Source organism: Tabrizicola sp. M-4 (assembly GCF_051132405.1).
Classification (GTDB): domain Bacteria; phylum Pseudomonadota; class Alphaproteobacteria; order Rhodobacterales; family Rhodobacteraceae; genus Paragemmobacter.
In genome coordinates, this window is record NZ_CP128606.1 from 1,267,679 (window position 1) to 1,293,614 (window position 25,936).

30 protein-coding genes and 1 pseudogene are annotated in these 25,936 nt (G+C 62.8%); 15 read left to right on the forward strand and 16 right to left on the reverse strand.

Annotation, left to right across the window (positions count from 1 at the left end):
- Positions 1-49: 49 nt before the first annotated feature.
- The 10 genes from TabM4_RS06150 (at position 50) to TabM4_RS06195 (ending at position 8,791) form a co-directional block, all read left to right on the forward strand.
- Positions 50-628: an RNA polymerase sigma factor gene (locus TabM4_RS06150; RefSeq protein WP_434619932.1), complete on the forward strand. Its 579-nt coding sequence runs from the start codon at positions 50-52 to the stop codon at positions 626-628.
- A gap of 88 nt (positions 629-716) precedes the next feature.
- Complete coding sequence (locus TabM4_RS06155) at positions 717-929, forward strand: hypothetical protein (protein ID WP_434619935.1); 213 nt, start codon at positions 717-719, stop codon at positions 927-929.
- Positions 923-1,126 carry a helix-turn-helix domain-containing protein gene (locus TabM4_RS06160; RefSeq protein WP_434619937.1) on the forward strand — a complete coding sequence of 68 codons (204 nt, stop codon included), beginning with the start codon at positions 923-925 and terminating at the stop codon, positions 1,124-1,126. The genes TabM4_RS06155 and TabM4_RS06160 overlap by 7 nt, the downstream gene beginning before the upstream one ends.
- A 2-nt stretch (positions 1,127-1,128) precedes the next feature.
- A complete protein-coding gene (locus TabM4_RS06165) occupies positions 1,129-4,167 on the forward strand; it encodes a bifunctional DNA primase/polymerase (protein WP_434619940.1) in 3,039 nt (1,012 codons plus the stop codon).
- A 106-nt stretch (positions 4,168-4,273) separates the two neighbouring features.
- Entirely contained in the window at positions 4,274-4,933 is a 660-nt protein-coding gene (locus TabM4_RS06170; protein ID WP_434619944.1) for a DUF6998 domain-containing protein, read from the forward strand.
- Between the two features lie 583 nt (positions 4,934-5,516).
- Entirely contained in the window at positions 5,517-6,758 is a 1,242-nt protein-coding gene (locus TabM4_RS06175) for a site-specific DNA-methyltransferase (protein WP_434619947.1), read from the forward strand.
- On the forward strand, positions 6,755-7,192 hold the full coding sequence (locus TabM4_RS06180; protein ID WP_434619950.1) for a hypothetical protein: 438 nt from the start codon (positions 6,755-6,757) through the stop codon (positions 7,190-7,192). The genes TabM4_RS06175 and TabM4_RS06180 overlap by 4 nt, the downstream gene beginning before the upstream one ends.
- Positions 7,185-7,412 (forward strand): DUF7220 family protein, encoded by a 228-nt coding sequence (locus TabM4_RS06185; RefSeq protein ID WP_434619953.1) that lies wholly within the window; start codon positions 7,185-7,187, stop codon positions 7,410-7,412. The genes TabM4_RS06180 and TabM4_RS06185 overlap by 8 nt, the downstream gene beginning before the upstream one ends.
- Entirely contained in the window at positions 7,409-7,993 is a 585-nt protein-coding gene (locus TabM4_RS06190; protein WP_434619956.1) for a phage terminase small subunit P27 family, read from the forward strand. Before TabM4_RS06185 ends, TabM4_RS06190 begins: the two co-directional genes overlap by 4 nt.
- Before the next feature lie 102 nt (positions 7,994-8,095).
- Positions 8,096-8,791 carry a recombinase family protein gene (locus tag TabM4_RS06195; protein ID WP_434619959.1) on the forward strand — a complete coding sequence of 232 codons (696 nt, stop codon included), beginning with the start codon at positions 8,096-8,098 and terminating at the stop codon, positions 8,789-8,791.
- A 118-nt stretch (positions 8,792-8,909) separates the two neighbouring features.
- On the opposite strand, the gene TabM4_RS06200 is transcribed toward TabM4_RS06195, so the two are convergent.
- Positions 8,910-9,314, reverse strand: coding sequence for a hypothetical protein (locus TabM4_RS06200; RefSeq protein ID WP_434619962.1), 405 nt, complete (start codon positions 9,312-9,314; stop codon positions 8,910-8,912).
- A 351-nt stretch (positions 9,315-9,665) separates the two neighbouring features.
- Between TabM4_RS06200 and TabM4_RS06205 the strand changes: the two genes are divergently transcribed.
- Entirely contained in the window at positions 9,666-10,172 is a 507-nt protein-coding gene (locus tag TabM4_RS06205) for a hypothetical protein (RefSeq protein WP_434619965.1), read from the forward strand.
- Between the two features lie 587 nt (positions 10,173-10,759).
- Here the strand turns inward: TabM4_RS06205 and TabM4_RS06210 are convergent.
- Both TabM4_RS06210 and TabM4_RS06215 read right to left on the reverse strand, forming a co-directional pair.
- On the reverse strand, positions 10,760-10,972 hold the full coding sequence (locus TabM4_RS06210; RefSeq protein WP_434619968.1) for a hypothetical protein: 213 nt from the start codon (positions 10,970-10,972) through the stop codon (positions 10,760-10,762).
- Between the two features lie 40 nt (positions 10,973-11,012).
- Positions 11,013-11,360 (reverse strand): hypothetical protein, encoded by a 348-nt coding sequence (locus TabM4_RS06215; RefSeq protein WP_434619971.1) that lies wholly within the window; start codon positions 11,358-11,360, stop codon positions 11,013-11,015.
- A gap of 295 nt (positions 11,361-11,655) precedes the next feature.
- On the opposite strand from TabM4_RS06215, the pseudogene TabM4_RS06220 reads away from it, so the two are divergent.
- Positions 11,656-11,904 (forward strand): annotated as a pseudogene (locus TabM4_RS06220) (ATP-binding protein); the annotation flags it as partial.
- An 87-nt stretch (positions 11,905-11,991) separates the two neighbouring features.
- On the opposite strand, the gene TabM4_RS06225 reads toward TabM4_RS06220, so the two are convergent.
- The 6 genes from TabM4_RS06225 to TabM4_RS06250 form a co-directional block, all read right to left on the reverse strand.
- A complete protein-coding gene (locus TabM4_RS06225) occupies positions 11,992-12,924 on the reverse strand; it encodes an IS5 family transposase (RefSeq protein WP_434612711.1) in 933 nt (310 codons plus the stop codon).
- A 141-nt stretch (positions 12,925-13,065) separates the two neighbouring features.
- On the reverse strand, positions 13,066-14,103 hold the full coding sequence (locus tag TabM4_RS06230; protein WP_434619974.1) for a hypothetical protein: 1,038 nt from the start codon (positions 14,101-14,103) through the stop codon (positions 13,066-13,068).
- A gap of 94 nt (positions 14,104-14,197) precedes the next feature.
- Complete coding sequence (locus tag TabM4_RS06235; RefSeq protein WP_434619976.1) at positions 14,198-14,665, reverse strand: hypothetical protein; 468 nt, start codon at positions 14,663-14,665, stop codon at positions 14,198-14,200.
- A 149-nt stretch (positions 14,666-14,814) separates the two neighbouring features.
- Positions 14,815-16,962 carry a hypothetical protein gene (locus TabM4_RS06240; RefSeq protein WP_434619979.1) on the reverse strand — a complete coding sequence of 716 codons (2,148 nt, stop codon included), beginning with the start codon at positions 16,960-16,962 and terminating at the stop codon, positions 14,815-14,817.
- Positions 16,963-17,458: 496 nt separating this feature from the next.
- The gene (locus TabM4_RS06245; protein ID WP_434619982.1) at positions 17,459-17,794 is read right to left on the reverse strand and encodes a hypothetical protein; all 336 of its coding nucleotides are present in this window, start codon (positions 17,792-17,794) and stop codon (positions 17,459-17,461) included.
- 62 nt (positions 17,795-17,856) lie between these two features.
- Positions 17,857-18,990: an alpha-D-ribose 1-methylphosphonate 5-triphosphate diphosphatase gene (locus TabM4_RS06250; protein ID WP_434619984.1), complete on the reverse strand. Its 1,134-nt coding sequence runs from the start codon at positions 18,988-18,990 to the stop codon at positions 17,857-17,859.
- An 86-nt stretch (positions 18,991-19,076) separates the two neighbouring features.
- Between TabM4_RS06250 and TabM4_RS06255 the strand changes: the two genes are divergently transcribed.
- Positions 19,077-19,766, forward strand: coding sequence for a DUF1045 domain-containing protein (locus TabM4_RS06255; RefSeq protein ID WP_434619988.1), 690 nt, complete (start codon positions 19,077-19,079; stop codon positions 19,764-19,766).
- On the opposite strand, the gene phnN is transcribed toward TabM4_RS06255, so the two are convergent.
- The 4 genes from phnN to TabM4_RS06275 are packed head-to-tail and all read right to left on the reverse strand — an operon-like array spanning position 19,748 to position 22,637.
- On the reverse strand, positions 19,748-20,290 hold the full coding sequence (phnN, locus tag TabM4_RS06260; RefSeq protein ID WP_434619991.1) for a phosphonate metabolism protein/1,5-bisphosphokinase (PRPP-forming) PhnN: 543 nt from the start codon (positions 20,288-20,290) through the stop codon (positions 19,748-19,750). The genes TabM4_RS06255 and phnN overlap by 19 nt on opposite strands.
- Positions 20,287-20,982 carry a phosphonate C-P lyase system protein PhnL gene (phnL, locus tag TabM4_RS06265; protein WP_434619994.1) on the reverse strand — a complete coding sequence of 232 codons (696 nt, stop codon included), beginning with the start codon at positions 20,980-20,982 and terminating at the stop codon, positions 20,287-20,289. Before phnL ends, phnN begins: the two co-directional genes overlap by 4 nt.
- Before the next feature lie 3 nt (positions 20,983-20,985).
- A complete protein-coding gene (gene phnK, locus TabM4_RS06270) occupies positions 20,986-21,774 on the reverse strand; it encodes a phosphonate C-P lyase system protein PhnK (protein ID WP_434619997.1) in 789 nt (262 codons plus the stop codon).
- Positions 21,771-22,637 (reverse strand): alpha-D-ribose 1-methylphosphonate 5-phosphate C-P-lyase PhnJ, encoded by an 867-nt coding sequence (locus TabM4_RS06275; RefSeq protein ID WP_434620000.1) that lies wholly within the window; start codon positions 22,635-22,637, stop codon positions 21,771-21,773. The genes phnK and TabM4_RS06275 overlap by 4 nt, the downstream gene beginning before the upstream one ends.
- A gap of 50 nt (positions 22,638-22,687) precedes the next feature.
- Between TabM4_RS06275 and TabM4_RS06280 the strand changes: the two genes are divergently transcribed.
- Positions 22,688-22,960 (forward strand): hypothetical protein, encoded by a 273-nt coding sequence (locus tag TabM4_RS06280; RefSeq protein ID WP_434620003.1) that lies wholly within the window; start codon positions 22,688-22,690, stop codon positions 22,958-22,960.
- 5 nt (positions 22,961-22,965) lie between these two features.
- On the opposite strand, the gene TabM4_RS06285 is transcribed toward TabM4_RS06280, so the two are convergent.
- From TabM4_RS06285 to phnG, 3 genes are read right to left on the reverse strand one after another with little or no spacing between them, the layout of a single operon-like run.
- Positions 22,966-24,048, reverse strand: coding sequence for a carbon-phosphorus lyase complex subunit PhnI (locus TabM4_RS06285; RefSeq protein ID WP_434620006.1), 1,083 nt, complete (start codon positions 24,046-24,048; stop codon positions 22,966-22,968).
- Positions 24,048-24,617, reverse strand: a complete 570-nt coding sequence (gene phnH, locus TabM4_RS06290; RefSeq protein WP_434620009.1) for a phosphonate C-P lyase system protein PhnH — start codon at positions 24,615-24,617, stop codon at positions 24,048-24,050. The genes TabM4_RS06285 and phnH overlap by 1 nt, the downstream gene beginning before the upstream one ends.
- A complete protein-coding gene (gene phnG / locus TabM4_RS06295) occupies positions 24,614-25,066 on the reverse strand; it encodes a phosphonate C-P lyase system protein PhnG (protein ID WP_434620012.1) in 453 nt (150 codons plus the stop codon). Before phnG ends, phnH begins: the two co-directional genes overlap by 4 nt.
- Before the next feature lie 104 nt (positions 25,067-25,170).
- Here phnG and phnF point away from each other — a divergent pair, with 104 nt between their 5' ends.
- Positions 25,171-25,875 (forward strand): phosphonate metabolism transcriptional regulator PhnF, encoded by a 705-nt coding sequence (gene phnF, locus TabM4_RS06300; RefSeq protein ID WP_434620015.1) that lies wholly within the window; start codon positions 25,171-25,173, stop codon positions 25,873-25,875.
- Positions 25,876-25,936: the final 61 nt, after the last annotated feature.

A 25,936-nucleotide genomic window follows, 5' to 3' on the forward strand; every position in this document is an offset into this window, starting at 1 on the left:
GATGCGGGCTGGAAGCCGGGTCCTGACCGGATTCACAGATCCACCTGCGTTGTTCGACTGGCTTCATCAGCGAGATGGCGATCCGGCCGACAAGAACGTTGTGCTGACGGCATTGGTCGAAGTCGCTCAGAAAAGAGGTGCAGGTGCGGATTGTGCGTTGACCTGCATTTTGCTTGCGCTGTGGCCGGGTCTGGATGCCATCAGGTCACGCGCGATCAGGCAAAAGCAGGGACCGTGCGAGGAGGTAGCAGCGGACTTGTTGGCGCGGGCCGTTCAATCAGTTCGTAACCTCAGGTTGTGTTGCGTCAATCGGATCGCTGCGACGATCCTTGCGAATGTCCAGCGCGACATGATCAGGGCCAGCAAGCGGGAGTCCGGCAAGCAGACCCTGATCGTCGATATCGATCCGGAGCGGACTCCATACGCTGGCTCTGACGCTAGTCACGCCATGATCCTCGAAGATGACCTGCGTCGTGTTGTCGGGCGGGATGCGGACCTTGTCATGCGGGTTGCGATCGCTGGCTGCTCGCAGGCGGAAGCAGCGGCCGACCTGGGGCTGTCGCACGATGTTGCGCGCAAAAGGTATCAGCGGGCCTTGGGCAAGCTTCGGCAGCACTACGATGCGTAGCGCGCCATTGTCCCATTTAGGCGCCGTGAGTGGCTTTTCCCATTTGAAGGTCGGCAGTTCCGACCCGCAATCATGGGGAGATCAGCGGATGGCAACACCGGATGAGCCGCACGAGTTTGAACGCCTGCCGGGGCTGTTCAGGTCGTGGGAGTTGAACGCCGTTCTGTCGCCCGGCCATGAGTATCGGATTGAACAGGTGGACGCGGTGCAGGACGGCACAGTCCTGCTGGCCATCTACCGCGGCATTTCGAGGGACGATCAGAACCAGCCGCTGCCGCCGTGGTGGGCCTTCGCATGGTAACCGCCGCCACACCTCCACAACCTACCTGGCTGACGACCGCCGAACTTGCCGATCGCTGGCGGATGACCACGCGCACTCTCGAGCGTTGGCGGGCCGAGCGCTATGGGCCCGCCTGGCACACGATCGGTGGCAAGGTTCTTTACCTTGTGGAAGACGTGCAGGCCTACGAGGGCCGCCACCGGCGCAAGGGCGGCTAGGCATGGCGCGGGACCTTCAAAACGGGCCCGCGCAAGACAAACGCAACGAAACCAAGGCTGCCAGCGGCGGCCGAGTTGGCATTGGTCATCCCACGTATGGGGAGGTGGCGCTCAAGCTTCTCGACAATGGATATGAACCGCTGCCGCTTGTACCGGGGACAAAGCGCCCTTGCGTCAAGGCATGGCAGCGCGCCTCAATCGGTGAAGCTCAGGTTCGCAGCTGGGTGCGGACGTTCCCGAATGCCGGTGTCGGGCTGAGAACCGGGAACCTGGTTGGCATCGATATTGACGTGCTGGACCCGGATATTGCCCACCAGATGGGGCAGATCGTGGAGGACCGGTTCGGCGCGACGCTTGTGCGTGTGGGGCGCTGGCCGAAGCGGCTCTACATGGTGCAGACTGCTACGCCATTCCCAAAGCAGAAGATCCGTGGGTTGGAAATCCTGGGGCAAGGGCAGCAGTTCGTTGCTTTTGGGGTCCATCCGGACATTGCAAGACCCTACTACTGGGCCACGGACGAAACACCGCTGGACGTACCCCTGTCCGATCTCCCGTTCGTTGACGAAGCCACCTGCCTTGACCTGCTGACGGAACTGGCGGCGCTTTTGCCGCCAATTGGCGCGGAGCAACGTCGGTCTCGGAAGGGTGGGGTCTCAACCACGGGCACCGGACCCACCCGGAACGCGGATGGCCTGGTGATCGATGGTCGCGATGGCTGGCTGTCCAGCATTGCGTTCCATGCCGTGCATGACGCCGTGGATGCAGGTGGGGCCATCGACGCTGGTACTTTGGCAGATCGTGTCTGGGATCAGTTTGCCGGATCGACTGTCCTGACGCGGGGGAAACAGAACGGTCGTGCTGCCTATAGTCCGTCCGATGCTTTGACGAAGGTTCAGAACAAGCTCTCGCTGCTGGCAGCGGGTCGGTTGCCGTCAAGAACGTTGCCGGATGCCCGGCCGGTCGAGGTGGCACCCTCTCTGCCGGTGGAGGAAGCGAGACAACTGCTGGCGGACACAATCGGCAAGTTCTGCACTGTGGCCGAGGCTTGGCAGGCCGCCGGTCGGACAGGTTCGGCCCCGCGCGTGGGGATCCGCGCAACCGTCGGTCTTGGGAAATCCGCCGTCTCGCGCGAACAGCTACTGGCTCTGCAGGCCAGGCTGAAGGAAGCCGGACTTCCGCATCGCCTGCTGGTCTTCGTGCCATCGCTGGCCCTGGCTGACGAGGCAGCGACCGGCTGGGCAACGAATAACGTGCGCGTCGCCGTCCATCGCGGCTATGAGGCCAGGATGCCCGGCCTTCGGCAGAGCATGTGCCAAGACCTCGACATGGTGCGTCTGGCCATCGCTTCGGGGCAGCCGGTGTTCCCGAATGCCTGCATGCGCCGTGGCGGTGGGCGATGCCACAACTTCGATCTCTGCGCCAAACAGGACAACCTCCGCCAGACGGAGACGGCGGACATCGTCATCGCAGCCTATGACAATCTGTTCACAGGCCTGTCGATCAACACTGAGTCCGTCGCCTTGATGGTCATCGATGAGGGCTGTTGGGAGCGGGCTATCAAGACCGTCACAGTTGGCGTCGAGGAAATCACCGCAATCGAGGCCCATGATGAGCCACGGATGCTCGATCCTGCCGAAGAAGAGCGCGCATGGGCGGACCTGTTTGGAATGAGAACACTTGCCGCCAATACTGTGCGTGCCAACGGCACCGTTACGTTGTCCCGACAGCAGCTGATTGATGCTGGTCTGACCGCTGAGGCCTGCCGGGAAGCTGCCGCTCTGGAAGAGCGGTTGCGGGTCGATCCGGGGCTTCAACCCGGTTTGGCTCAAGCGGCTCGCCGGAGGGCCAAGGAGCTCAGTCAGGACGCCAATCGGTCGTTGCGGCGCGAGGACTTGTTCCTGGCCCTCGCTCAGCTGTTGGAAGGCGACGTTGATCGGGACGGCCGGATCCGGCTTCTTCCACCCGATCCGGTGACCAAAGCCGTCAGGGTTCAAGTCATGGGCCTGCACGCAATCGACGAGAGCCTGGCGCATCTGCCGATCCTGCACCTCGATGCCACGCTGCGGCCCCAACTCGCGGAAACCGTGCTGCCGGGGCTGACGGTCACCGAGATTTCGGCGGCGATGCCAAACATGCATCTAACAGCGGTGCAGGGCAGTTTCGGCAAGTCGACACTGGTCGAAGATCCCAAAGCAAGCCCTGATGAAAACCGTCGTCGCCGCAATCGTCTGCAGGAATGCGTCGATCACGTCCGCTGGGAAGCTGCCCGTGTTTCGCCGGGACGTGTGCTCGTTGTGACGTACAAGCAGATCGAGCCAGCCTTTGCCGCAATTCCCGGCGTTGTCACCGGCCACTTCAAGGCGATCGCAGGGTTGGACATCTTCAGGGACGCGGCCTTGTTGATCGTCATAGGCCGGCCCCTGCCTGGGGCGGAGGACATCGCCAACCTGACCAGCGCCTATCTCGGCCGCTTGCCGGAGGGTGGATACCACAGGGTTCGCCGCAGCATCCTGATGCGTGATGGTTCGCGGCGTGCCGTGTTGGCGATCGAACACGAGGATCCGGACGCGGAACTCCTCCGTTCAGCCGTCTGCATGGATGAGGTCATCCAGGCGATCGGGCGAGGCCGTGGTGTAAACCGGTCGGCAGCCAATCCCCTCGAGGTCCAGGTGCTGGCCGATGAAGCCTTGCCACTGGTCCATGATCGCGTGGTGGCGTGGGACTCACTGGTTCCGGACATCTTCCAGAGAATGCTGCTTGTAGGCTGCGCCGTCGACAGCCCGGCCGATGCCGCGGCGCTGCATCCTGGGTTGTTCACGGACGACAAGCAGGCGCAGAAGGTGTTTGAGCGGACGGGATTTAAGCGACAAATCCCTATAAGTAATTCCTTTAGGGAAATGTCGCTTAAATCGGCGCGATACCGGCGGCAGGGACGGGGACGGTCGTGGCAGCGGGTGTGGTGGATCAAGAATGATCCGCTGACCTTGAAAGAGCGGCTTGAAGCGAGGATTGGGCCGCTTGCTGGCTGGTGCCCAACTTAGTCTTGCTGCTTTAACGAGCGGTTGAACATTCAAACCTGCGACAACCGGTTGCCCAACCATGCCGCGTCGTGGGATCAAGTTGCCGAGGAAGAAATGTCAGGTCGTCATGTCGCTAAGCCAGATACAGATCATAAAGGCCCTCGCCGACGCCCTGCAGTGGCTGGAACGGGAACTTGCATGGGGCGCGCCCGTTCAAGAACTGCGCCATCTCACCGGTCGAATTGGCGAGCTCTACACCGCCATGATCACGCGTGGACAGATGGCTGCAGCGGTGAACCAGCGCGGGTATGATGTCGTATCGGCAGAAGGCGAACGGATCTCCGTCAAGACGATCACTTCTGCCACACGGGTAGACTTCAACCGGGCCACGATTGATCAGGTCGACCGCGTGGTCATCCTCCGCATCAACCTGGACGAGGGGGAGCCTTCACTGGAGGAGTTGATGGACCTCCCGATCGCAGAGGTGATACCGCAGTTGCGTGACATCGGTACCGCGCTCTACTTTCCGGTCTCCCGAAATCCACGGCCGCCAGCCGATCTGAGCAAGCTGAAGGAAACGGCTCAGGCGTCATGGCAGGGCTACACGATCTCGCAACTGGAAAATGGGACAATTCTGGTCGAGAGGGACGGCGCGCCCGTAAACCCGACCAAGCCTGTGCTGCGGGAAATCGCGCGCCAGCACGGCGTGGACATCATGAACGCTATGGGCAATCCGAAGAATACCAGATCGCTTGGATCGGACGTCATCAGGGCTTTGACTGCCTAGTCCTTGCCTACACCGGAGCGCTATCTGTCAAAGCGGGCCCGAGGGCCCTAGTCTTCGAGACGGCTCACTGGACGTCAGCTTCTGGAGGCCGACCTAGGAAAGAGGATCACGTTTCCCCGGTCTGCAAAACCAGGGATGCTTGTGCTCTGTCGGTGGGGAGTACGAGACGCATTGCGCTCCATCCGAACCCTTGCCGCGGCTTCGGCCACGATCCGGGAGCTTTCCCGCATGTCGTTTGCGCTCAGGAAGTCCTCTAGATCCTTGAGCACCGGGATGACCCAGTCGGCATTGTACATTCGTCCCATTGGTCTGCTCCTTGCCTCACCCTAATGATGTTCGGTGATAGCGATAGTCACTTTGATACTGATCAAATCCGCGGAAAAAGATGACATAGCCCAGGGGTATTTCGGTCAGCCAAGGCACAATCTGGTTTCAGGAGGCTGACGCCTGTGTCAGTTTCTGCGAATGTCGCCGCTTGTCGTAAAACGTCATGATTACAATGATTTACCGCCTCTGATATACTCCCCCACATCCCGCGCAGAGACGCCGCAGGTTTGCGGGGCGGGGGGATGGGGGCGGCAGGATGAGCGATCTGGCGATTGACTACAGGGCGGTGGAGGCGCTGGTGCCTTATGCCCGAAATGCACGGACGCATTCGGAGGCGCAGGTTGCGCGGCTGGCGGGCTCGATCCGGGAATACGGCTTCACCAACCCGGTGCTGGTGGACGGCGAGAACGGTATCATCGCGGGCCACGGCCGGGTGATGGCCGCGCGGCAGCTGGGCTTGACGCGGGTGCCGGTGATCGAACTGGCGCATCTGACGGAGGCGCAGAAGCGGGCGTACATCCTGGCCGACAACCGGCTGGCGGAAGAGGCCGGGTGGGACAAGGACCTGCTCGCGATCGAGGTGGCCGATCTGGCGGCCTTGGGCGTCGATCTCGACGGCATCGGCTTCGATGCGCGGGAGGTGGATGCGTTGTTGCGCCGGGGCGACGCCGATCCGGAGGAAGACCGCATTCCCGAGGTGCCCGCAGAACCAGTCTCGCGGCCGGGAGACCTTTGGCAGCTGGGCCCCCACCGGCTGCTCTGCGGCGATGCCACCAAGTCGGCTGATGTCACGCGCCTGCTGGGTGGGGTGCGCCCGCACCTGATGGTGACCGATCCGCCCTATGGCGTGGCCTACGATCCCGACTGGCGCAACCGGGCTGGGCTGTCGGAGACCAAACGCACCGGCAAGGTCATGAATGACCACCGGGCCGATTGGCGGGAAGCCTGGGCGCTGTTCCCGGGGGATGTGGCCTATGTCTGGCACGGGGCGCTGCATGCCACGACCGTGGCCGAGAGCCTGATGGCCTGCGGCTTTGAGATGCGGGCGCAGATCGTCTGGGCGAAGGAACGGCTCGTCCTCAGCCGGGGCGACTACCACTGGCAGCATGAGCCCTGCTGGTATGCGGTGCGCAGGAAGGGTAAAGGACATTGGAGTGGGGATCGCAGCCAGACGACGCTCTGGGCGATCGGCAGCCGGGATCAGGATGCCGCCACGATCCACGGTACGCAGAAGCCTGTCGAGTGCATGCGCCGCCCGATCCTGAACAACTCCTCGGCTGGGCAGGCGATCTACGAGCCCTTCTCGGGATCCGGGACGACGCTAATTGCCGCCGAGGCCACCGGCAGGTCCTGCCTCGCGATGGAACTGGACCCGGCCTATGTGGATGTGGCCGTGCTGCGCTGGCAGGCTTTCACAAGCGAGGAGGCGGTGCTGGAGGGGGAGGGACGTCCCTTTGCCGAGATTGCATCGGAGCGTTCTCCGAAGGAGGCGGCATGACCGGACGTCCCGCCATCGTGCTGACCGATCCCCAGCGGGCCGAGGTGGAGACCCTCGCGGCCGTGCTGACCGCGGCGCAGATTGCGGACTTCCTCGGGATTGGACGGACGACCTTCTTCAACCTCATCGACCGGGATCCCGATCTTTGTGAACGGTACAAAAGGGGCAAGGCGCGCGCCGTTGGCGCTGTAGCCCAGAGCCTCGTGACCAAGGCCCGGGCTGGCAATGTCACGGCCATGATCTTCTATCTCAAGACGCAAGGCGGCTGGCGCGAGACCGTGGAGATCGACAGCCGCACGACGCTCGTCGATGCGCAAGGCAAGGGAGAGGCCTTCTCGCGTCTCACGGCCTATCTCGACCAGATTGCCGAACGCATGGCGATGCCCGGCAACATCATTGACCACGCCCCCCACGAGGAGGCCGATCATGCGTGAAGGCCAATCCCGCCGCGCCTCGGCGATGGAAGCGCTGACGGGCACCGTCCTGGGCTTCCTCTTGGCGATCTGGGTGCAGCGGCTTCTCTTCCCCGCACTGGGCCATGATCTGGCGCTGGCCGAGAACGCGCTGGTGGCAGCTGTCTTCACGGTCCTGTCGCTGACCCGCAGCTATGCGCTGCGCCGCCTCTTCAATGCCATCGGGGAGCGCTGGTCATGAGAGGTCCTGCCCCCAAACCCACGGCCTGGCGGCGCGCGGAAGGCAATCGCGGCAAGCGGGCCTGGAACCATGACGAGCCGATCCCTCCGGAGGGGATACCGGACTGCCCGCCGCATCTGAACGAGGCCGGGCGGGAGGAATGGTACCGGCTGGTGGATGCGCTGGTGGAGATGCGCGTGGTCACCATCGTGGATCGGGCGGTTCTCGCGGCCTATTGCCAGGCCTACGGCCGCTGGGTGGAGGCGGAAGAGAAGCTGAAGGAGACCCCTGTGCTGATCCGCACGCCCTCGGGCTATGTCCAGCAATCGCCCTGGCTCACCATCTCCAACCGGCAGATGGAGCTGATGGGGCGCTACATGGCGGAACTCGGTCTGACGCCAGCCTCGCGGTCCCGCATCGTGGCCTTGCGGAATGGACCCCTGAACGGTGAGCCGGTTCCGAAGGTGGAGTTCGTGGTGATCTACGAGGACAAGGAGGGTCGGAAGATGGAGAAGCCGCTGTCTGGTGATGGCCCGGCGATCCCGCATGAACCTTCCGATGATCCCGATCAGAAGCGCTACCTGATTGATGGCAGGCTCTAGGGGAAACCCATACAGATCAGGATCTTACCTCTACGAGCTCACCGCGTTCGATGGTACAGAACTGCGCAACGAACGTTAGGCAGTTGTGTACAGGGGGCGGATATGGCGGCAGGGCAGCGGCTGGTGGCATATGAGCGGGTCTCGACCGTGCGGCAGGGGCAATCAGGCCTGGGGCTGGAAGCGCAGCGGCGGCAGATCGCGGAGTTCGCGGCATCGAGGGGTGCGGAGGTGCTGGCACGGTTCACCGAGGTGGAAAGCGGTCGCAAGGCCGATCGGCCGGAACTGGCCAAGGCGCTGCACCATGCCAAGGTCACCGGGGCAACCCTCGTCATCGCCAAGCTGGACAGGTTGAGCAGGAACGCAGCCTTTCTGCTCGCCCTGCGGGACAGCGGGGTGAAGTTCGTGGCCGTCGACATGCCGGAGGCCAACGACCTGACGGTGGGTATCATGGCCCTCGTCGCTGAGGCAGAGCGGGAGGCGATTTCCCGGCGGACCAAGGAGGCCCTGGCATCTGCAAAGGCGCGTGGGGTGAAGCTGGGCAATCCGAATGGTGCCGCGGCGCTCAAACGGGCTGGGAAGGGTGGGGTGGCGCTGAGGGCGACCGTCGCGGCGAATGCGGATCAGTTCGCGCGGGATCTGGCGCCGGTGATCGCGGATATTCGGGCGGCGGGGCACACCACGCTGCGGGCGGTGGCGGCGGAGTTGTCCGCGCGGGGCATTAGGACGCGGCGGGGTGGGCAGTGGGGCGTAGGGAATGTGAAGGATCTATTGGGGAGAGGATGCTGCAGGGGCCGCTAGAAATAGGTTGAATCGGAATGAATTGGATCTCTGACGCGGACATCTCGGGCATTACCCTATGCACACGTTCCGTTCTCCGTAATTGGATCCGGAAACCTAAGTCAAATGCCATTGATCTTCACTGTTCGCATTTGAAATTGCCCTCATCAACGAACACCACTCTGTAGCCGATGCGGCACGATCCAAAGGCATACCTCGAGGTGCTCAGCACAACGGATGCCGCCGAGCTTTGCTCATGCGTCCATTTGATGGTCATGAACGACTGACCAGGAGTTGCGTTGTGGTCCGTGCAGCTCCAATCACCTGTGTCCATGCCAAAAAGTTGCCCCAGTTCGCCCATCGAAAGCTTCTGACAGAACCGAACATAGACTGGCTCATCACAAGTATTTCGAAAGCTTCTGAAGCTCCAGTTCACATCATCTTCCACAGAAATGCATTGTTGTCTCGTCGGGTCAACTTGGCTCTGCCAAAAGAACCAGCCCACAGCAAGAAGGCCGACAACCAATAGAAATCTGAAACTCATGGGCCCTCCACAAATGCCCCCCGACGCTAGTCATGGCGCATGATCGAGTCAATTGCTGCGTTAGCGGTCTTTGGACGCTCGGCGAAGGCTGGGCCTTCTGCTTGTTGTTGAATTTGAAGTCAAGAATTGCTCAGGATATCCGCATCGCATCTCCCACAGGCGTAGCCTGAAGAGCTCACGAGGTCGATAACTCCGAGAGACAGACAGTTCCCCTGACAGAGCATGGCGTCGACAGCATTGCCTGTGACATTCTACGGCCAGCCAGGATCAGTCCTTCTGTAGTGAGGCGCGACACATGATCTTCAGTCTGTTGACTCGAGAACTGAGGTGCCAAGCTTCAAGAGGCTTGACATGCGTCCAATGTTCTCAACGCTTGACCAAGCAGGAATCAATCAGGTGTGCGGCATGTTCTGGATTTTTGTCGTAGTCGGAGTTCTCTTGGTTCTCGGAGCGTTGAACAAGGCTAGCGAAACAGCCAAGAAGGTCGATGAGAATCGAGCGTTTGATCAAGCACTCCAAACGAGAACTGAGGCCGAGATCGACCGTATCAAGAGAACTTCTTCCGGTGGTCCACTTGCGGAGTTGACTGATAACGAACTTCGTGACCTTATCGCGAGAAGCGCCAGAGATCTAAAGCAGGCGAGTGATGCCGGGAATGGCATAGGTGCATTTATCCTTTTGGCGGGTATCGCTTTTGGAGTTTTTGCAGCATTGTCTGCTAAGGAATGGGGGCCGCTTGTTGTTTTTGGGCTGGCTGGACTGGGAGTCGGGTACGCCGTTTCTCAGCGATTCATAAAGAAGGCCAAAGCAGAAATTGCAAAGCGTGGTTTGGATCCCGATCGAATTGAAATAAATTAACTCTGTTGATCTGCGTTTGAAGCTGATCCGGAAATGCTGGCAGTTTCCACTTGGATTTGAACCAATTAGACCTTTCTCCCAGAGCGCCGAGCGATGGGTGCAACGGAGTGATCCACATTGGGCCTTTGGGTTTCCTCCGGCGCACGTATAAGCGCGAGCAGCTGTCGACCCGACATTGAGGTGAATCTCACACTCAAAGGAGGCTCACTTCTCGATGGAAATCCCGGCTCAGTTCAGGATGGAAATCAACATACAGGGAAAATGTTCATGGTTTCCCTGTTATGTCTGGTCCTTTTCGTGGGCATCAGTTCCAGATCATCTCTGATCTTCAATCCTCTTTTCGTTCAGAAAAAAAGTCGACGCTCGCTATCCTTCCGAATGGCGGCGGAAGGACGCGTATCATCCAAGACATAGCTCATAAGGCCGACCAGAAAGGGTCGTCGGTTTGCGTCACCCCTCGCCGTCCTCCGTTGCGATCCGTTGTTCTGCTTGAACCACAACTTATGCACTTTACGAGCCGCAATGTGATTATGCGTCCTTTGAGGCTCTTCTGACAGGTCTATTCGCATGCGAATAGAGTTCAGACCTTATGTTGAGTCCCAGTCGATCGGCCCCTTCAGAAGAGCTTGAGCTTCCTCTCTTCTTGCGCGCTGCAGCTCCAACTTCTCGGCTGTTGTCAGTGGCTTTGGCGGGTTTGCCTTTCTATACTCTTCTGCACGGAGTCTTCCAGCAAACTGCTTTTCTGCCATGCGCTGGGACAGCGTGGCGCAACCTTTGCCGAGTTTTCTTTTCTTCGTCATCAGAACTCCAAATGTCTATTCGCATGCGAATGGACTGCACTCACCAATCAGCCCTGCTGCGCTTCCGTGCGCCGCTGTCCTTAGATCTCATTGTATTCCTGCAGACAATAAGGCCGAGAATCATCCCCGACACCAGAATTGCGATATTGATGAACGAGAACTGCACTGCTGTCAGCTCAAGATCAAAACCAAATGCTCTACAAGTCTGGACTACATCTGACCCTGACAGCAGAAGCTCTTTCATGGCTTCTTGGTCGTTTGGAAAAGGGATACGCTGACCGCCAGATGTAAGGAAGTAAAGCGAAGTGCAAGGCACCAAGCCTGTCACCATCAGAGCAACAACAGCCCCTCCAGCCAACGAGAAAAAGTAAGCCAAAAGCTTCTTCATGGTCGTTTCCTTCACTTCACATCGTAGTATAGTTCGAGCTTATCGGCAATCTGCGAAAAGATAGGAAAATAGTATCCCCCCCATATCCTGAACAGCAAAGCACGCTAATGTATATACAGCACCTTCATGGATTTGTTGACTTGCACTGAGAGCTGACCCGGTTTGGCTGATGATTTCCATTGAGATTTGACCCATGTGACCCTCCCCCGAGCGAAGCGCGAGGCGGTCAACGGAGGGATCGACATGGGACTACTGAACGTGATCCGGAAGCTGCGCCCTCGTCACGGCTTGCCGATACCTGCCGTTCAGCGCCTCGGGCGGGGCACTGCTGTTCCATCTCTTGAGCAAGCTCTATGAGCGCACCAGCGTCGCGACCACCACCAACCTCAGCTTCAGCGAATGGGCTACAGTCTTCGGTGACGCCAAGATGACCATAGCGCTGCTCGATCGGCTGACCCACAGATGCCACATCCAGGAAACCGGAAACGACAGCTTCCGCTTCAAAGCAAGTTCAACCGCCGCAGCCCGTAGAAAGAAGGAGTGAAATCGTGCGTTGACCCAAACATGACCCGAAATCGGCGTTGTTGCGTAACGCCCGCCTGAGGCATGATAGCGCCTTTCCCCCACGGCATCAGCCGACGCGAACGATGTTGGCCGTTCCGAGGGCCGAGAAGCGGTTCATGAGTGCGATGCGGATCTGGATTTCTGCGGTCTGGCGGTCCGGGTCTCTTGCGGCGATGCGTTCGCCGAAGGCCTTCAGGCAGCGCATCTTTGCCTCGATCCTGCTTCTGACATGGTATCCGGTCCAGCGTTTCCAGAACGCCCGGCCGTAGTAGCGAGTGGCGCGCAGGGTTTCGTTTCTGGCGATCGCGGCCGGGCAGTTCTCTTTCCAGGGCCGGCCGTTCTTGCGGATCGGAATGATCGCCGTGGCCTCGCGGTTGATGATTGCAGTGTGGCAGCGGCGGGTGTCATAGGCCCCATCGGCGGTCACCGTGCCGATGTCTTCGCCCTCGGGGATCTGGTCCAGCAGGTCCGGCAAGACCGGACTGTCGCCGTCGCTGCTGGAGGTAAACTCCACCGCCCGAATGTCAGACGTGGCGGTATCCATAGCCAGATGTACCTTGCGCCATTGACGCCGCCCCTGAACGCCGTGCTTGCGGGCCTGCCATTCGCCATCACCGAGGAACTTGATCCCGGTGCTGTCCACCAGCAGGTTCAAGGGGCCATTGGCGCGCCGATACGGGATCTGGACAGCTAGCGTTTTCTGCCGTCGGCACAGCGTGGTGTAGTCGGGCACCGCCCAATCCAGGTCCGCCATCTTGAGCAGGCTGGCCACCATCCCGGTCGCTTGCCGAAGCGGCAACTTGAACAGGACCTTGATGGTCAGACAGAACTGGATCGCTGCATCCGAGAAGACCGCAGGGCGACCGGGGCTGCCATCATGCGGCGCGAGCCAGGCCATCTCCTTGTCCAGCCAGATCAGCAGCGATCCGCGCTTGCGCAGAGAAGCCGTGTAGCTGGACCAGTTCGTCGTGCGATAGCGGGCGGGTGATGGCTTGCTCATGCAACCCGTCTAACCGCATGGATTCGCGATGTGAATCCTCGACGGTCAGAGTTCTGCAACAACGCCCCCGAAATCCATAGTCAAAGGTGGGTCACTTCTCGATGGAAAACCCGGGTCAGCTCTTGGTCGCAATCAACAGACTTAGTTCGAATAGAGGATCGCCGTCACGATCTGCCCCTGTGGTTGGCCTTCGAAATCACCAATGCCGCGAACACGGATTGTTTGCTCTCCCTTGCGGAAGAAATAGATGCATTCACCTTCGCCAGCCCCGGCACAATTATCTGCTTCCGGGAGTTTGCAGGCTTCGGAATAACCGCAGAACTGCCCCTGCGGGCGGGGGACGGGTTGGTAACCTGATGCAATGAGACGCTCACGGACCTGGGAGTAGACCATCTCATGAACCGCACCGCCAATTTCAGACGGCGGAACCGGCGTATCGGCCAGGCTGGATGGCGTTTGGGGGCTGGCTGAACCCGGCATGCCTGCTGAAATCGGGACCGGCGCATTTGGTAGCGTGGGGCAGGCGGAGGTCCAATGTGTCTCGCTGCTTCTGTACCCGAAATGGATCAAAGTGATTTCCAGATCACGCAGGATACTTCCCGCAACGGTCTGATCGGCAGTTCCGCAGATCGCCTTGAGATCCCGCTCGGCCGAATAGGCACCTACCGGGCTGACGATTGAGTCCCCCCAAGCCAAGTTGATGGCCAACTTTTCCTGCGTATCAATGAGCGATGTCAGGAAAACCTCGGGGGTGCTGCTGTCTGAGGGCGGAAAGTGAACAAAATCAATGCGCGCTATGCCGATGCAATGCTCACCGAAACAGTTGCCGCGCCATGTCCCTGTCAGGTCGGCGGGCATTTCCGCGAATGTTGTGCCCGGTTCGAAGGAAACGCCCTCCAGGAGGGGGACGCCGTCAAGACTGGGCTGGCAATCATGGTCAACCTTGATCGATACGAGCGAGACTTTCTGATCAAGGGTGATGTAGTAGACTTGGCATTTCCCGATGGTAAAAACCATTTCGCCCATGGGTGAAAGTTCGGAAAACCTCTTCATGGGAGTTGGTCCCAGTCGTGCCTCCAGTTCCTCCGCCGTCTTTCCAAGCACTGCGGCGGAGGTCGCATAGGCCCAATCATCCTTTTCGTCGGACAATGCCGCCCAGCCGGACAGAGCAAAGCTCAATGACCCAAACACTCCGGCAGTAACGAACCTTGATATGCGAGACATTGAAAAGCTCCTGCTATACTGCTGTTGAGGGACCGAAGACAGTGGCGGCCTAAAGGCGACAACCTTCCTTCCAAGCATTCTTTTCGGCTTCATAATGCAGTGGCAGCAGATCGGGATTGGCGACGAGAGACAGGCTGCTCGATGCGGCTATCTTCTGCGCTGCAGGAGAATTGTACGGAACTCTTGCAACGCTGTCCCAAACCTCATTCATGTCATTGAATTCGGAAACGGCGTCCACGTCCACCCTTTCCCCGTCGATGATGAGGGCGACAATAGCGTTCTGCTGAGGGGAGGTATGTCCCGTGTCCTGAAAGATCTCAATGGTTTGGCTGCCGATGTCGCAGCGGAGGATCAGGCCGACAAGTTCATTCTCTGAATATTCGGGAAAGAGCATACCCAGTGACCCGCCATTTTCATCGGTGAAGGCCGTCCAGTATCCATCCATTTGAGCATGACTGGCTGATGCGGCTCCGAGAATGATTGAGAACGCCGTAAAGGCCGTTGTTGCGATCCGCATATGTGTCCTCTGTGAGAATGTGTCCTGCATAGATCCCGTACGGGATGCCGTTCATCCGTTCGGTTAAGATGGCAAGATCCGGCAAGAGCAATGTGCCGATGATATGCCGCTTAGCCGTCGCGGGCGCCGCTGCCCGAGTCAATCTCCTCCTAATAGTTGGTTATTCCGCAGATCAGGCCAATCTGTGCGCCAATTCCCGGGTTGCTGTCGGCCACGGAGGTGATCATCTGTCGGTCATAGGCGAGTTTGCCAATGCCGGGTCTGAGGGGTTCAAGTGCCCGATGCAGGCAGGCGCAGGAGGGACCCGAGAACTCGATCGAGCAGCTGCGGTCGAACAAGGGGGCGCGGGCTCCCGCTGTCTGATAACGTTCGCTTGCGGCGAGGGTCAGTGCATCGAAGAAGGCAGGTAACCAGGGATCGTCGCAGGACAGCTTGCCCGCAAGGGAGACGCCTTCGTTGAAGTTGACGGTCCCGGCGAATTGGCTGCGGAACGTGTCGAGCATGTCGGGGGCTGCGAATTCCGTGCCGAGACCCAGAAGGGTGCCTTGGGTCAGGAGGCCGCTGAGTTGCAGGAAGGTGGCCCCGGTCGGAAAGCCACATTCCTCGTTCGATCCGGCCACGAGACCGCCGAGAAAGCCGATTTCATCCTGCCGGAATGTCCGGCGTTGACCCGAGGCTATAGCCTCGAGCAATTCGGCGCGGCCCGGCGGGATGATCTGTGGCAACCCGATCCCAGCCATGATGTCACGCGCCTTGGCTGCTCGGTCGCTGTCGGCCTGGGCTTCGGCCTGACGATCCAGCCTTTCGAGTTCCGCGATGGCCGGCGTCAGCAGATTGAGCGCGACCGAGGGGCGTGCGGCGGAGATCAACGGTGTCAAGCTGTCGATTGCAGAGACCAGCCCGCTCACGCTGGATTGCGGGGGGATCGTGGCAAGGGCGGCGGCGAGATCGGCTTCGGCCCGTTCCATGGCCGGGATCGGGTTTTCGCCCTGCGCTTCGGCCGCGGGAAGGGTGGCGTTGGCGATGGACGAGCCGTTCGCAAGGGCCCGTCTGCGCCTGACCAACTCATCAACGTTGATGACGCCGTCAAGAAAGCCTGAGCCCGGCAGGGCCGCGAGATCCGCCGCAGTCAATGCGCAAAGCGTGACGAAGCTTTCCAGCGATTGAGGGGGGGAGAGCGTGCGCGCGAGGGCCGCCGCTTCGCGCGCGGTGGCGCCACGCCAATCATAGGAGGTCAGGGCAGGGTAGAATTCGCGCCGAAGATCGCGCGTAGCCTTGGCAGAGGCCTTGCCTGCGGCATACCACGGGCCAAGCGTCTGGTCGCAGGCGACGCTGAGGGGGCGTGTTTCGTTTGCCTGCCGCCGCCACAGGAACATCGGCATCAGTTCGCGGTCGAACAGTTCTCCTCGGATCAGATCGCCCGACGTGCCCCCATCCAGAACCAGCGGGTAGAGCGCGGCATCATAGCTGCCAGAGGAGCGTTGCAGGGGCAGGAGGCCCACCCGTTCGCCCCGCCCCATCAGCGCCGAAGGCTGTAGTTTGCCGTTCAGGTAGAGATCGGCATCCATGAACCGGCCTTCGACATTGGCCGCGCTGGGGCGAAGGACGATCGAGATGGAGATGGCCTCATCGGACCGCTTTTCAAAGGCGACGCCGTCCCATGCCCCGACCAGCGGGGCCAGTTCCGGCGGGAGGGGGGCTTGGCGGCTTGGGGCGCCTGCCTCTTGCGGAGTGAGCCGGGTTTGCCCGCAATTCGGAGAGCGGATGTTGACCATAAGCCGGTCGGCCTGGCGGAACGGATCCACCGAGATCCAGATCGGATTGCGATGGAGTGGGCCCGTTGTGGCCGGTTCCGCGTCGATCCTGAGGCCGTAATTGTGTCGGCCCGGCGAGGTGCGCGCGCGGAGAAAGGTTGGTTCGGTGGCCTTTGGCTCCATCAACTCAATCAGGACGTCCCAGCCTTCGGGATCGGGCTGCTGGAAGGTGAGCTTGATGGAATTCAGCCCGTGGCAACCAAGCTTTGCCCCCCAAGTGGACGAAACCGGCGGTGCATCAGATGGGGCCGACGCGGATGGCGCAGCCTTGGCCGTGCCCCCCGCGTTGCCAGCCTGTGTGCCGGTTTCGGATTTCCGGGCCTGTTCCGTTGGGCGCGGCGCGGCTTGGGGGTTGGCAATGGTGAATTCGTTGCAGCCCCCGGTGGCACGGCCTGAAATCGTCTTGCCATCATCCGAGAATCTGCCGTTCAGGCCGATCATCCGGAAGTCCTTCGGCTGATTGATCCAGGCGACAGGCTTCATCTGAACGCGATTTGAACGTTCGTTGATCGTGATGCCAACAACAAACGAGCCGGAAGTGCCGTCAGGATATTCGAACGAGAGTATGCCCTCGGGACCTTGCCCGCTAATCGTGAGACGAGCGGTCTGGCTGGCGCATGAATAGCTGCCCTTCCATTCGCCCGTGAGACCTGCCTCTGCCCATGCGGTGGATGGAGCGAGCACCGCGAGGGACAAGGCACAGCGAAGTGCCAACTCTTTCAGACCCATTCCGCGTCCAATGACCCTGTGCAATTGTGAGTGTGAATGAATTCAACCATCTGCAAAGGCTACGTATCAGGCCGCTCCCGAGTCAAGAATGCTGCGGCGTGGTCGGCATCGACATCAGCGCGGGCAAACCGACCCGGGGCAAGTTCACTGGTCGATTGGAGATGGTTCGACGTCAGTCCCGCGTCCACCGCCAATACCATTGAATTAATTGAATATTTTGGCGCTACCCGCGGGGGGCGCTGAATGGGCACTATAAGTGCTGGCGCTGGGCCGTGTCGGGCGAGCCGGGCGGCGCTGGGCAGGGGTGTTCGACGATGCAGCGGCGGAGTGTCATGAAGTCCGGGTCGCGCCCTAGGCGGCTATCCATGTCATCGACGAGATCTTCCCGCTCCCAGCGGGAAATCCGACACTCGTTGCCCGTCGTGCAATTGCTCCGGAGCGGGCAGCCCTTGCATCCGTTGAGCCAATTTCGCCGGATCGGGATGCAGCGTTCCTCGGTCATGTTGCGGTGGGTCAGGTCTTCGTCTGCCGGGCAAGCATAGACATCCCGTTTGGCGTCATAGACAAAGTCCGCCTTCACATACATGCCTTTGGGCGGGGTGTCGGGCGAAGTCTTCGTCTGGCCAGCCCATGTGAAATGGTGACGCGTCAGGCGACGCGCCGCCCTTCGACCCATGTTGCGCGCAGCGTGCCTGCCTGACCGAAGCGGCGGACGCGGATCAGGTCGGCGCGTTTGCCGGGGGCGATCTCTCCCCTATCGGGCAGGTTCGCAGCGCGGGCGGGGGCGGCGGTGACGGTGGCAATCCCACGTGGCAGGTCGTTCCAGATATCGCCCAGCATGAGCGCGGCGGAGAGGAGTGAGGAGGGGACGTAATCCGACGACACGATGTCGAGGAGGTCGGCCTTGGCCAACGCCTCGGCCGCCACGTTGCCGGAGTGGGAGCCGCCGCGGATCAGGTTCGGCGCGCCCATCATCACGGCGATGCCGTTGTCGCGGCAGGATTGCGCCGCCTCGACCGTGGTCGGGAACTCGGCGAAGCGCGCGCCGTGGCGGGCGGATTGGGTGACGTGGTCGGCAGTGGTGTCGTCATGGCTGGCCAGCACCGCACCGAAGCGCCGCGCCTCGGTCACGGCGGCCTGTTCATGGGCGATGGCGAAGCGGTCGGACAGTGCCTTCTGCGCGGCGATGTGGTCGAGGAATTCGGCGTCGGAGAAGCCGTGCTTGCCGCAGACGTAGTTCTTGAGTTGCGTCATGTCGCGGAACTGGCGCTGGCCGGGGGTGTGGTCCATGAGCGAGACGATGCCGACGCCGTCTTCGGGGCCGAACTTCGCAAGCTCGTCGATGAGGGTTTCGGAGCAGACTTCGGCGCGGAGGTGGATCATGTGGCTGATTCGCAGCGCGCCGGAGGTGCGGAGCGCCATGATCTCGTCCGCGAGGGCGCGGGCGTATTCGCCGTAATTTGCTTTCTTGGATTTCACCGAACCGACGCGGAGGGCGTCGAAGACGGTGGTGATGCCGACGGAGGAAAGCTCGGCATCATGGGCGATGATGGCGGCGGCGTGGGGCCAGTCGACCTTTGGCCTTGGTTCGATGTGGCGTTCGAGGTTGTCGGTGTGCAACTCGATCAGGCCGGGGAGGAGGAGGTCGCCCTCCATGTCCTCTCCTGTCCGGGTGGGGCCTTCGGAGATGTCGGCGACATGCCCGTCGCGGATTAGGACGGTGCCGTAAAGCGTGGTGTTGGGCAGGACAAGGGTTGCGTTGGTCAGGATCGTTTCGGTCATCGCGGGCTTCCGGTTCGGGTCGGAGAATGGTCAGATGTCAGGGTTGCGTCACACGGGTGTGACAGAGGCGCTGTAGGGCGGGGCGCATGGAAGATTTTCGACGTTATGCGGTCTATTTCGCGCCCCGTGACGGGGCTTTCGCCGATGCCGTGGCAAGCTGGCTGGGCTGGGACCCCGTGCGCGGGGTTGCGGTGGCGCATCCCGATCTGGCGGGGTTGCCGATGCCGGTGGCCGACCTGACCGGAGAACCGCGCAAGTATGGGTTTCACGGGACGATCAAGGCACCGTTCCGTCTGGCGGCGGGCGTGGGGTTCAGTGATTTGCAAGCCGAGGTTTCCGCACTTGCCGCGCGCCTGCGTCCCGTCGTGACGCCGGGGTTGCGGCTGGCGGCGCTGAAGGGTTTCGTCGCGCTGCTGCCGGAGGGGGACGAGGCTGATCTGCTGGCGTTGGGGGCGGAGGTCGTGACGCGGCTTGATCATCTGCGCGCGCCGCTGACCGAGGCGGAGGTGGCGAAGCGCAGGCCGGAGCGGCTGTCGGCGCGGCAGCGGGAGTTGCTGGGGCGCTGGGGCTATCCTTATGTGCTGGAGGAGTTCCGCTTTCACCTGACGCTCTCGGGCAGTCTGGGGCCTGCGGAGGTCGATGCGGTGATGGGTGTGCTTGGTCCGTGGCTGGCACCCTTGCTGCCGCGCCCATTTGTCATCGAGGATCTGTGCCTGTTCGGCGAGGATGCGGCGGGGCGTTTCCATCTGCTGTCGCGTCACGCATTGACCGGCTGAAGGGCTGCCAGGAAGCGGGCGACGCCTTCGGAGAGCGGGCCGCCATTGACCACATCCGTCACACGCAGCGCGGCGGGGACGTCATAGCTGGCGCGGGCGATGCGGGCGTCGATCTCTTCTGCCGTTTCGCGGCCACGGGCGAGCAGGCGGTCGCGCAGCACCGCCGATGGGGCCGAGACGCGGATCACGCGGAGGTGCGGGAAGAGCGTCGCTGCGGCGTCGAGCGCGTAGCGGGAGCCGTTGAAGAGGACGTCGCGTCCGGCAAGGTGTTCGGCGATCTGAAGCGCGGGCAGGCCGTAGCGCAGCCCGTGGGCGCGCCAGTCCAGAGCGAACTCGCCCCGCGTTTTGCGGGTGGTGAATTCGGCCTCGGTGATGCCCTCGAAATCCTCTCCCCCGGCTTCGGTCGGGCGGGTGATGACGCGGCGGACGATCAGGAGGTCGGGGCGCGCGGTGCGGGCGGCGTCTATCAGCGTGTCCTTGCCCGCGCCGGAGGGGCCGACCACGGCGATGAGCTGGCCCATCATGCGGCGGGTTCCGTGGCGCGGCGGGGGGTGAAGGCGGTCACGTCGACCAGACGGTCGCAGACGCGGGCGCGCGCGCCTTCGTCGTGGAAGATGCCGAGTATGGCCGCGCCGCGCTGTTTTGCTTCCTCGATCAGGGTCAGGACGGTTTCGCGGTTGGCGGCGTCGAGGCTGGCCGTGGGTTCGTCGAGGAGGAGTGCGGGATAGGGATGGGCGAAGCCGCGCGCGATGTTCACGCGCTGCTGTTCGCCGCCGGAGAAGGTGGTGGGCGAGAGGGACCAGAGGCGTTCGGGGATGTTGAGGCGCTTGAGGAGGGTGGCGGCATGGGCGCGCGCCTCTTCCGCCGGGGTGCCGAGGGCGCGGAGGGGTTCGGCGACCACGTCGAGCGTGGGCACGCGGGGGACGACGCGGAGGAACTGGCTGACATAGCCCAGAGTCGCGCGGCGCAGCGCGATGATCTGGCGGGGTTCGGCGGTGGCGACGTCGGTGTCGCCCACCATGATGGAACCCGAGGCGGCAAGGTAGTTGCCCCAGATCATCCGCATGAGGGTGGATTTGCCCGCGCCGGACGCGCCCGTCAGGCCCACGCATTCGCCGGGGGCCACGTTCAGTTCCGCCCCCATCATCACGGGGATCGCCGCGCTGCCCTGATTGTGCAGGATGAAGGTCTTGGAGAGGTTCGAGACGCGGATCATGGGTCAGACCTGCAGGACGGAGGAGACGAGGAGTTGCGTATAGGGGTGCTGTGGATCGTCCAGCACCTGATCGGTCAGGCCCTGTTCGACGACATGGCCGGATTTCATCACCATCAGGCGGTCGGCCAGCAGGCGCACCACGGCGAGGTCATGGGTGACGATGATGGCCGAGAGGCCCATTTCGCGGACGAGGCCGCGCAGGAGGTCGAGGAGCCTTGCCTGCACGCTGACATCCAGCCCCCCGGTCGGTTCGTCCATGAAGACGAGGCGCGGGCCGGTGACGAGGTTCCGCGCGATCTGGAGACGCTGCTGCATGCCGCCCGAAAAGGCGGAGGGGCGGTCGTCGATGCGTTCGGCGGCGATCTCCACCCGGCCCAGCCAGTCGGTCGCCTTGTCCCGGATGTCGCCATAATGGCGCGCGCCAATGGCCATCAGGCGTTCGCCCACATTGCCGCCCGCCGTGACGCCCATCCGCAGCCCGTCGCGCGGGTTCTGGTGGACGAAGGCCCAGTCGGTGCGCGAGAGGCGGCGGCGTTCGGGTTCGGTCATCCTCAGCACGTCGCGGGGGCCTTGGGCCGTGTCGAAGATGACCTGCCCCTCATCCGGGGTCAGGTGACCCGCAAGGCAGGACAGGAGCGTCGATTTCCCCGATCCGCTTTCGCCGACGATGCCCAGCACCTCACCCGGCCAGAGGTCGAAGGAGACGTTGGCGCAGCCGATGCGCGGGCCGTAGCGTTTCGTCAGGCGATCCACACGCAGGAGGGGCGTGGCGGTGATGGCGTCCATCTTCATTCGGCAGCCTCCGGCATGGTCAGGCGGCCGGCATGGCCCGCCTCGCGCCGCGAACGGCAGAAATCGGTGTCGGAGCAGACGAACATCCGGCTGCCCGCGTCATCGGTGATGACTTCGTCCAGATAGCTGTCCGGCGCGCCGCAAAGGTCGCAGTCATGGGGGGCTTTCGATGCCTGAAACGGGTGGTCGTCGAAGTCGAGGGAGACGGCATGGGTGTAAGGCGGCAGGGCGTAGATGCGCTGTTCGCGGCCCGCGCCAAAGAGTTGCAGGGCGGGGCTGTCCGAGAGTTTCGGGTTGTCGAATTTCGGGATGGGGGACGGGTCCATCACATAGCGTCCCTCCACCTTGACCGGATAGGCGTAGGAGGTGGCGATGGAGCCGAGGCGGGCGATGTCTTCGTAGAGTTTGACATGCATGAGCCCGTATTCCTCGAGGCTGTGCATCTTGCGCGTTTCCGTCTCGCGCGGTTCGAGGAAACGGAGGGGTTCGGGGATCGGCACCTGATAGACGAGGATCTGGCCTTCGGTCAGCGGATGTTCCGGGATGCGGTGGCGGGTCTGGATGACGGTGGCCTCGGCGGTGGACTCGGTCACGGCGACGCCCGCCGTGCGCTGGAAGAACTTGCGGATGGAGACGGCGTTGGTCGTGTCGTCCGCGCCCTGGTCAATCACCTTTAGCCTGTCATCGGGGGTCAGGCAGGCGGCGGTGACCTGCACACCGCCGGTGCCCCAGCCATAGGGCATGGGCATTTCGCGGCTGGCGAAGGGGACCTGATAGCCGGGGACCGCGACGCCTTTGAGGATGGCGCGGCGGATCATGCGCTTGGTCTGTTCGTCGAGATAGGCGAAGTTGTAGTCGGTCATTTTGATGCCTCAGTCCTGCGCGACGCTCTGCCTAGGAAGGAGATCGCGCGATGTGGGAAGCGTTTCTGAAAGTCACGGAAGAAAATCCGGCTATTGGGTTCGGCTTGATGTTTGCGGGCACTGCTGCGCTGGTCTGGCTGGGACGGGCTCTTTTGGTGCGTTTTGCGCCTAAATGGATGGTTGGTCCCGGTGGTTTTCTCATCGACACGCGCAGTCGGCTGGGTCTGTTCCAGTTGCAGGACAGAGGTCTTGAGCAGTACCGCGAACGTCACGGGTCGGGGCAGCAGATCGGGACCGGGATCGATGATCGGCACTGCGACTGAGGCAGTCATTCCGCTGCTTCCTTCTGCGCAGTGGCCTCGGCCCGCAGCTTGCGGATCAGTTCCAGTTCGGACTGGAAATCCACGTAATGCGGCAGCTTGATATGTTCTAGGAAGCCCGTCGCCTGCACATTGTCGGCATGCATGAGGACGAATTCCTCATCCTGCGCTGGGGCGCCGGTGAAATCCTCGCCCAGTTCCTTCCAGCGGAGCGCGCGGTCGACAAGGCTCATGGCGATGGCCTTGCGTTCGGTCTGGCCGAAGGTCAGGCCGTAACCGCGGGTGAATTGCGGGGGTTCGGTCTTCGATCCCTTGAACTGGTTGACGGTTTCGCATTCGGTCAGTTCCACCTCGCCGATGCAGATGGAGAAACCCAGTTCCGGGATGTCCATTTCCACCTCGACCGTGCCGATGCGGAGTTCGCCCACGAAGGCATGGGTGCGGCCGTAGCCGCGCTGGGTGGAATAGGCGAGCGAGAGGATGAAACCTTCGTCGCCGCGCGTCAGCGCCTGCAGGCGCAGGGCGCGGTCGGCGGGGAGTTCGATGGGTTCCCGCGTCAGGTCCGGCGGCGGCGTGTCGTCGCGCGGGGCGGTTTCGATCAGGCCGTCGCGGTTGAGGAAGCCGGTGATGTGGGGAACGGGGCTGTCCGTCGCCGGGGCGGTGGGTGCGGGCGGCACGTCGCCGTCGGCGGCGAGGCGGAAGTCGAGCAGGCGGTGGGTGTAGTCGAAGGTCGGACCGAGCACCTGCCCGCCCGGTGCGTCCTTGAAGGTGGCGCTTATGCGGCGGGTGACGCGCATCGCCTCTGTCTCCACCGGACGGGAGAAGCCGTGGCGCGGCAGGGTGGTGCGGTAGGCGCGGATCAGGAACACCGCCTCGATCATGTCGCCGCGCGATTGCTTGATGGCGAGGGCGGCGAGGTCGGGGTCGTAGAGTGAGCCTTCCGCCATGACGCGGTTGACGGCGAGGCGGAGTTGTTCGCGGATCTGCGGGACGGTGAGTTCGGCGATGGTTGTGTCGCCCCGGCGTTCCTCGGCCAGGAAGGCATGGGCGTTGTCGATGGCGCGTTCGCCACCCTTGACGGCGACATACATCAGGCGTCCCTCACGATGGTGGAGCGAGGCAGGCCCGCGATGCGGTCCCCGCAGGTCAGGAAGGCGTCGAAACCGAGCGGGAAGAGCGCGCGGTTGGCGGCGAAGGGGGCAGTGGCGGGGAGGGAGAGGCGCGCGCAATCCTTGATGCCGGGGCCGGAGAGATGCGCGCCGTCATTGGTGAGGGTCGCGGTCTCGATCACCAGCGTCGCGGCGCGGTCGGGATATTCTGCCGTGCCGATGGCGAAGCGGTCGAGGGGGAGAAGGGCGTCCCATGTGCCGAAGGCGAAGGTGGCGTCCTCGGCGGCGACGAAGGGTGCGCCGGTGTGGAAGGTGAGCCAGGCGCGGAGTTCGGGCGTGTCATGCGCGCCTGCGAGGTGGACGGGGGTCGTGCCATCCAGCAGGGTGAGCGCCACCGTTCCGGCGGCGCGCGAAAGCGGCGCGGGAGGGGTGGCGATGTCCAGACTGCGGATCGTGCCGGGGCGGGCCAGTGCGTCGAGGATCGTGCGGAATGCGTGGGCGCTGTCGAGCGGGGGGGTGGCGAAACCGCCGGAAAGGGTGTCGGGGGTCATTTGTCCTCTCCACGGACCATGGTGAAGAAATCGACCTTGGTTGCGGCGGCCTTGGCGGCGCGGGTGGCGCGGCGCTGGGCTTCCTCGCGCGCCAGAGGGTCGAGGCAGCGGCGGCGCAGGTCGGGGGCGGCGTCGGTCTGCATGAGCGCGTCGAGGACGGCGGCGCGCAGGGCGTGGGCGCGGTCGCGGCCCTGCACATAGGCGTGGCCCACGGTGCCGTCCGTCAGGCGCAGGGAGCAGCGGGTGACCGTCATCTCGCCAAGGTTGAAGGGGGTGCCGGTGCCGCCCGTGCGGCCGCGCACCATGACCGAGCCGATTTCGGGCGCGCGGAGCAGGGCGTGGTCCGGCAGCGGGTCGGGGAAGAGGGTGGCCAGCCTGTCGGCGGGCGCGCGGGCGAGGAGCGAGAGCCAGTCGCGGCGGGGTGCGGAGTTGGGGGCCGGGTCGGGCATTTCAGGTTGCCGCCTTATCTATACAACTATACAAATTCCTATAGCGCAGCCTCTGTCACGGCGGTGCGAAGCTTTGGTGAAACTTCGATGACAGGAGCCGCTTGATGGCCCGTTCCCCGCTTTGGCGCGAGATCGCCGAGACTTTGGCGACCGAGATCGCGCGTGGGCATACGGCGGGAGGGCGGCTGCCGACGGAGGCTGATCTGGCCGCGCGTTTCGGGGTGAACCGCCATACGGTGCGCCATGCGCTGGCGGATCTCGCGGCGCGTGGGCTGGTGCATTCGCGGCGGGGGGCGGGGGTCTTCGTCACGGGCCGCGCGGTCGACTATCCGCTGGGGCGGCGCGTGCGGTTCCATCAGGCGGTGGAGGCGCAGGGGCAGGTGCCGTCGCGCGAATTCACGCGGATCGAGACACGGGGCGCGGACGCGGTTGAGGCGGCGGCGCTGGGATTGGCGGTCGGGGAGTCCGTCCATGTGGTCGAAGGGGTGTCGAGCGCGGATGGTTTGCCCATTGCAGCTTTCCGGTCGGTCTTTCCCGGTTGGCTAGAAGGATTGCCTGATGCGCTGAGGGGCGGTGCGTCGATCACGGCGGCGCTCGCGGTCTGCGGGGTGGCGGATTACACGCGCGTCTCGACCCGGTTGACGGCAAAGGCGGCGAAGCCCGTGCTGGCGCTGCGCCTGCGGCTGAAGGAGGGCGCGCCGATCCTGCGGAGCGAGGCAGTGAACGTGGGCTCTGACGGGCGGGTGGTGGAACTGGGCCGGACATGGTTCGCGGGCGACCGCGTGACGCTGACGGTCGGGGGCGACTGACCGTCATACGGGTGTTTCAGGCGCGGGTTATCCACAGCCGACGCAACCTGTGAGTGCAGAC

Bases quoted from the DNA above. Each gene is read 5' to 3' on its own strand.
- TabM4_RS06155 (WP_434619935.1), top strand. From the start codon at position 717: ATGGCAACACCGGATGAGCCGCACGAGTTTGAACGCCTGCCGGGGCTG.
- TabM4_RS06160 (WP_434619937.1), top strand. From the start codon at position 923: ATGGTAACCGCCGCCACACCTCCACAACCTACCTGGCTGACGACCGCC.
- TabM4_RS06165 (WP_434619940.1), top strand. From the start codon at position 1,129: ATGGCGCGGGACCTTCAAAACGGGCCCGCGCAAGACAAACGCAACGAA.
- TabM4_RS06170 (WP_434619944.1), top strand. From the start codon at position 4,274: ATGTCGCTAAGCCAGATACAGATCATAAAGGCCCTCGCCGACGCCCTG.
- TabM4_RS06175 (WP_434619947.1), top strand. From the start codon at position 5,517: ATGAGCGATCTGGCGATTGACTACAGGGCGGTGGAGGCGCTGGTGCCT.
- TabM4_RS06180 (WP_434619950.1), top strand. From the start codon at position 6,755: ATGACCGGACGTCCCGCCATCGTGCTGACCGATCCCCAGCGGGCCGAG.
- TabM4_RS06185 (WP_434619953.1), top strand. From the start codon at position 7,185: ATGCGTGAAGGCCAATCCCGCCGCGCCTCGGCGATGGAAGCGCTGACG.
- TabM4_RS06190 (WP_434619956.1), top strand. From the start codon at position 7,409: ATGAGAGGTCCTGCCCCCAAACCCACGGCCTGGCGGCGCGCGGAAGGC.
- TabM4_RS06195 (WP_434619959.1), top strand. From the start codon at position 8,096: ATGGCGGCAGGGCAGCGGCTGGTGGCATATGAGCGGGTCTCGACCGTG.
- TabM4_RS06200 (WP_434619962.1), bottom strand. From the start codon at position 9,314: ATGAGTTTCAGATTTCTATTGGTTGTCGGCCTTCTTGCTGTGGGCTGG.
- TabM4_RS06205 (WP_434619965.1), top strand. From the start codon at position 9,666: ATGCGTCCAATGTTCTCAACGCTTGACCAAGCAGGAATCAATCAGGTG.
- TabM4_RS06210 (WP_434619968.1), bottom strand. From the start codon at position 10,972: ATGACGAAGAAAAGAAAACTCGGCAAAGGTTGCGCCACGCTGTCCCAG.
- TabM4_RS06215 (WP_434619971.1), bottom strand. From the start codon at position 11,360: ATGAAGAAGCTTTTGGCTTACTTTTTCTCGTTGGCTGGAGGGGCTGTT.
- TabM4_RS06225 (WP_434612711.1), bottom strand. From the start codon at position 12,924: ATGAGCAAGCCATCACCCGCCCGCTATCGCACGACGAACTGGTCCAGC.
- TabM4_RS06235 (WP_434619976.1), bottom strand. From the start codon at position 14,665: ATGCGGATCGCAACAACGGCCTTTACGGCGTTCTCAATCATTCTCGGA.
- TabM4_RS06240 (WP_434619979.1), bottom strand. From the start codon at position 16,962: ATGAAGCCTGTCGCCTGGATCAATCAGCCGAAGGACTTCCGGATGATC.
- TabM4_RS06245 (WP_434619982.1), bottom strand. From the start codon at position 17,794: ATGTATGTGAAGGCGGACTTTGTCTATGACGCCAAACGGGATGTCTAT.
- TabM4_RS06250 (WP_434619984.1), bottom strand. From the start codon at position 18,990: ATGACCGAAACGATCCTGACCAACGCAACCCTTGTCCTGCCCAACACC.
- TabM4_RS06255 (WP_434619988.1), top strand. From the start codon at position 19,077: ATGGAAGATTTTCGACGTTATGCGGTCTATTTCGCGCCCCGTGACGGG.
- phnN (WP_434619991.1), bottom strand. From the start codon at position 20,290: ATGATGGGCCAGCTCATCGCCGTGGTCGGCCCCTCCGGCGCGGGCAAG.
- phnL (WP_434619994.1), bottom strand. From the start codon at position 20,982: ATGATCCGCGTCTCGAACCTCTCCAAGACCTTCATCCTGCACAATCAG.
- phnK (WP_434619997.1), bottom strand. From the start codon at position 21,774: ATGAAGATGGACGCCATCACCGCCACGCCCCTCCTGCGTGTGGATCGC.
- TabM4_RS06275 (WP_434620000.1), bottom strand. From the start codon at position 22,637: ATGACCGACTACAACTTCGCCTATCTCGACGAACAGACCAAGCGCATG.
- TabM4_RS06280 (WP_434620003.1), top strand. From the start codon at position 22,688: ATGTGGGAAGCGTTTCTGAAAGTCACGGAAGAAAATCCGGCTATTGGG.
- TabM4_RS06285 (WP_434620006.1), bottom strand. From the start codon at position 24,048: ATGTATGTCGCCGTCAAGGGTGGCGAACGCGCCATCGACAACGCCCAT.
- phnH (WP_434620009.1), bottom strand. From the start codon at position 24,617: ATGACCCCCGACACCCTTTCCGGCGGTTTCGCCACCCCCCCGCTCGAC.
- phnG (WP_434620012.1), bottom strand. From the start codon at position 25,066: ATGCCCGACCCGGCCCCCAACTCCGCACCCCGCCGCGACTGGCTCTCG.
- phnF (WP_434620015.1), top strand. From the start codon at position 25,171: ATGGCCCGTTCCCCGCTTTGGCGCGAGATCGCCGAGACTTTGGCGACC.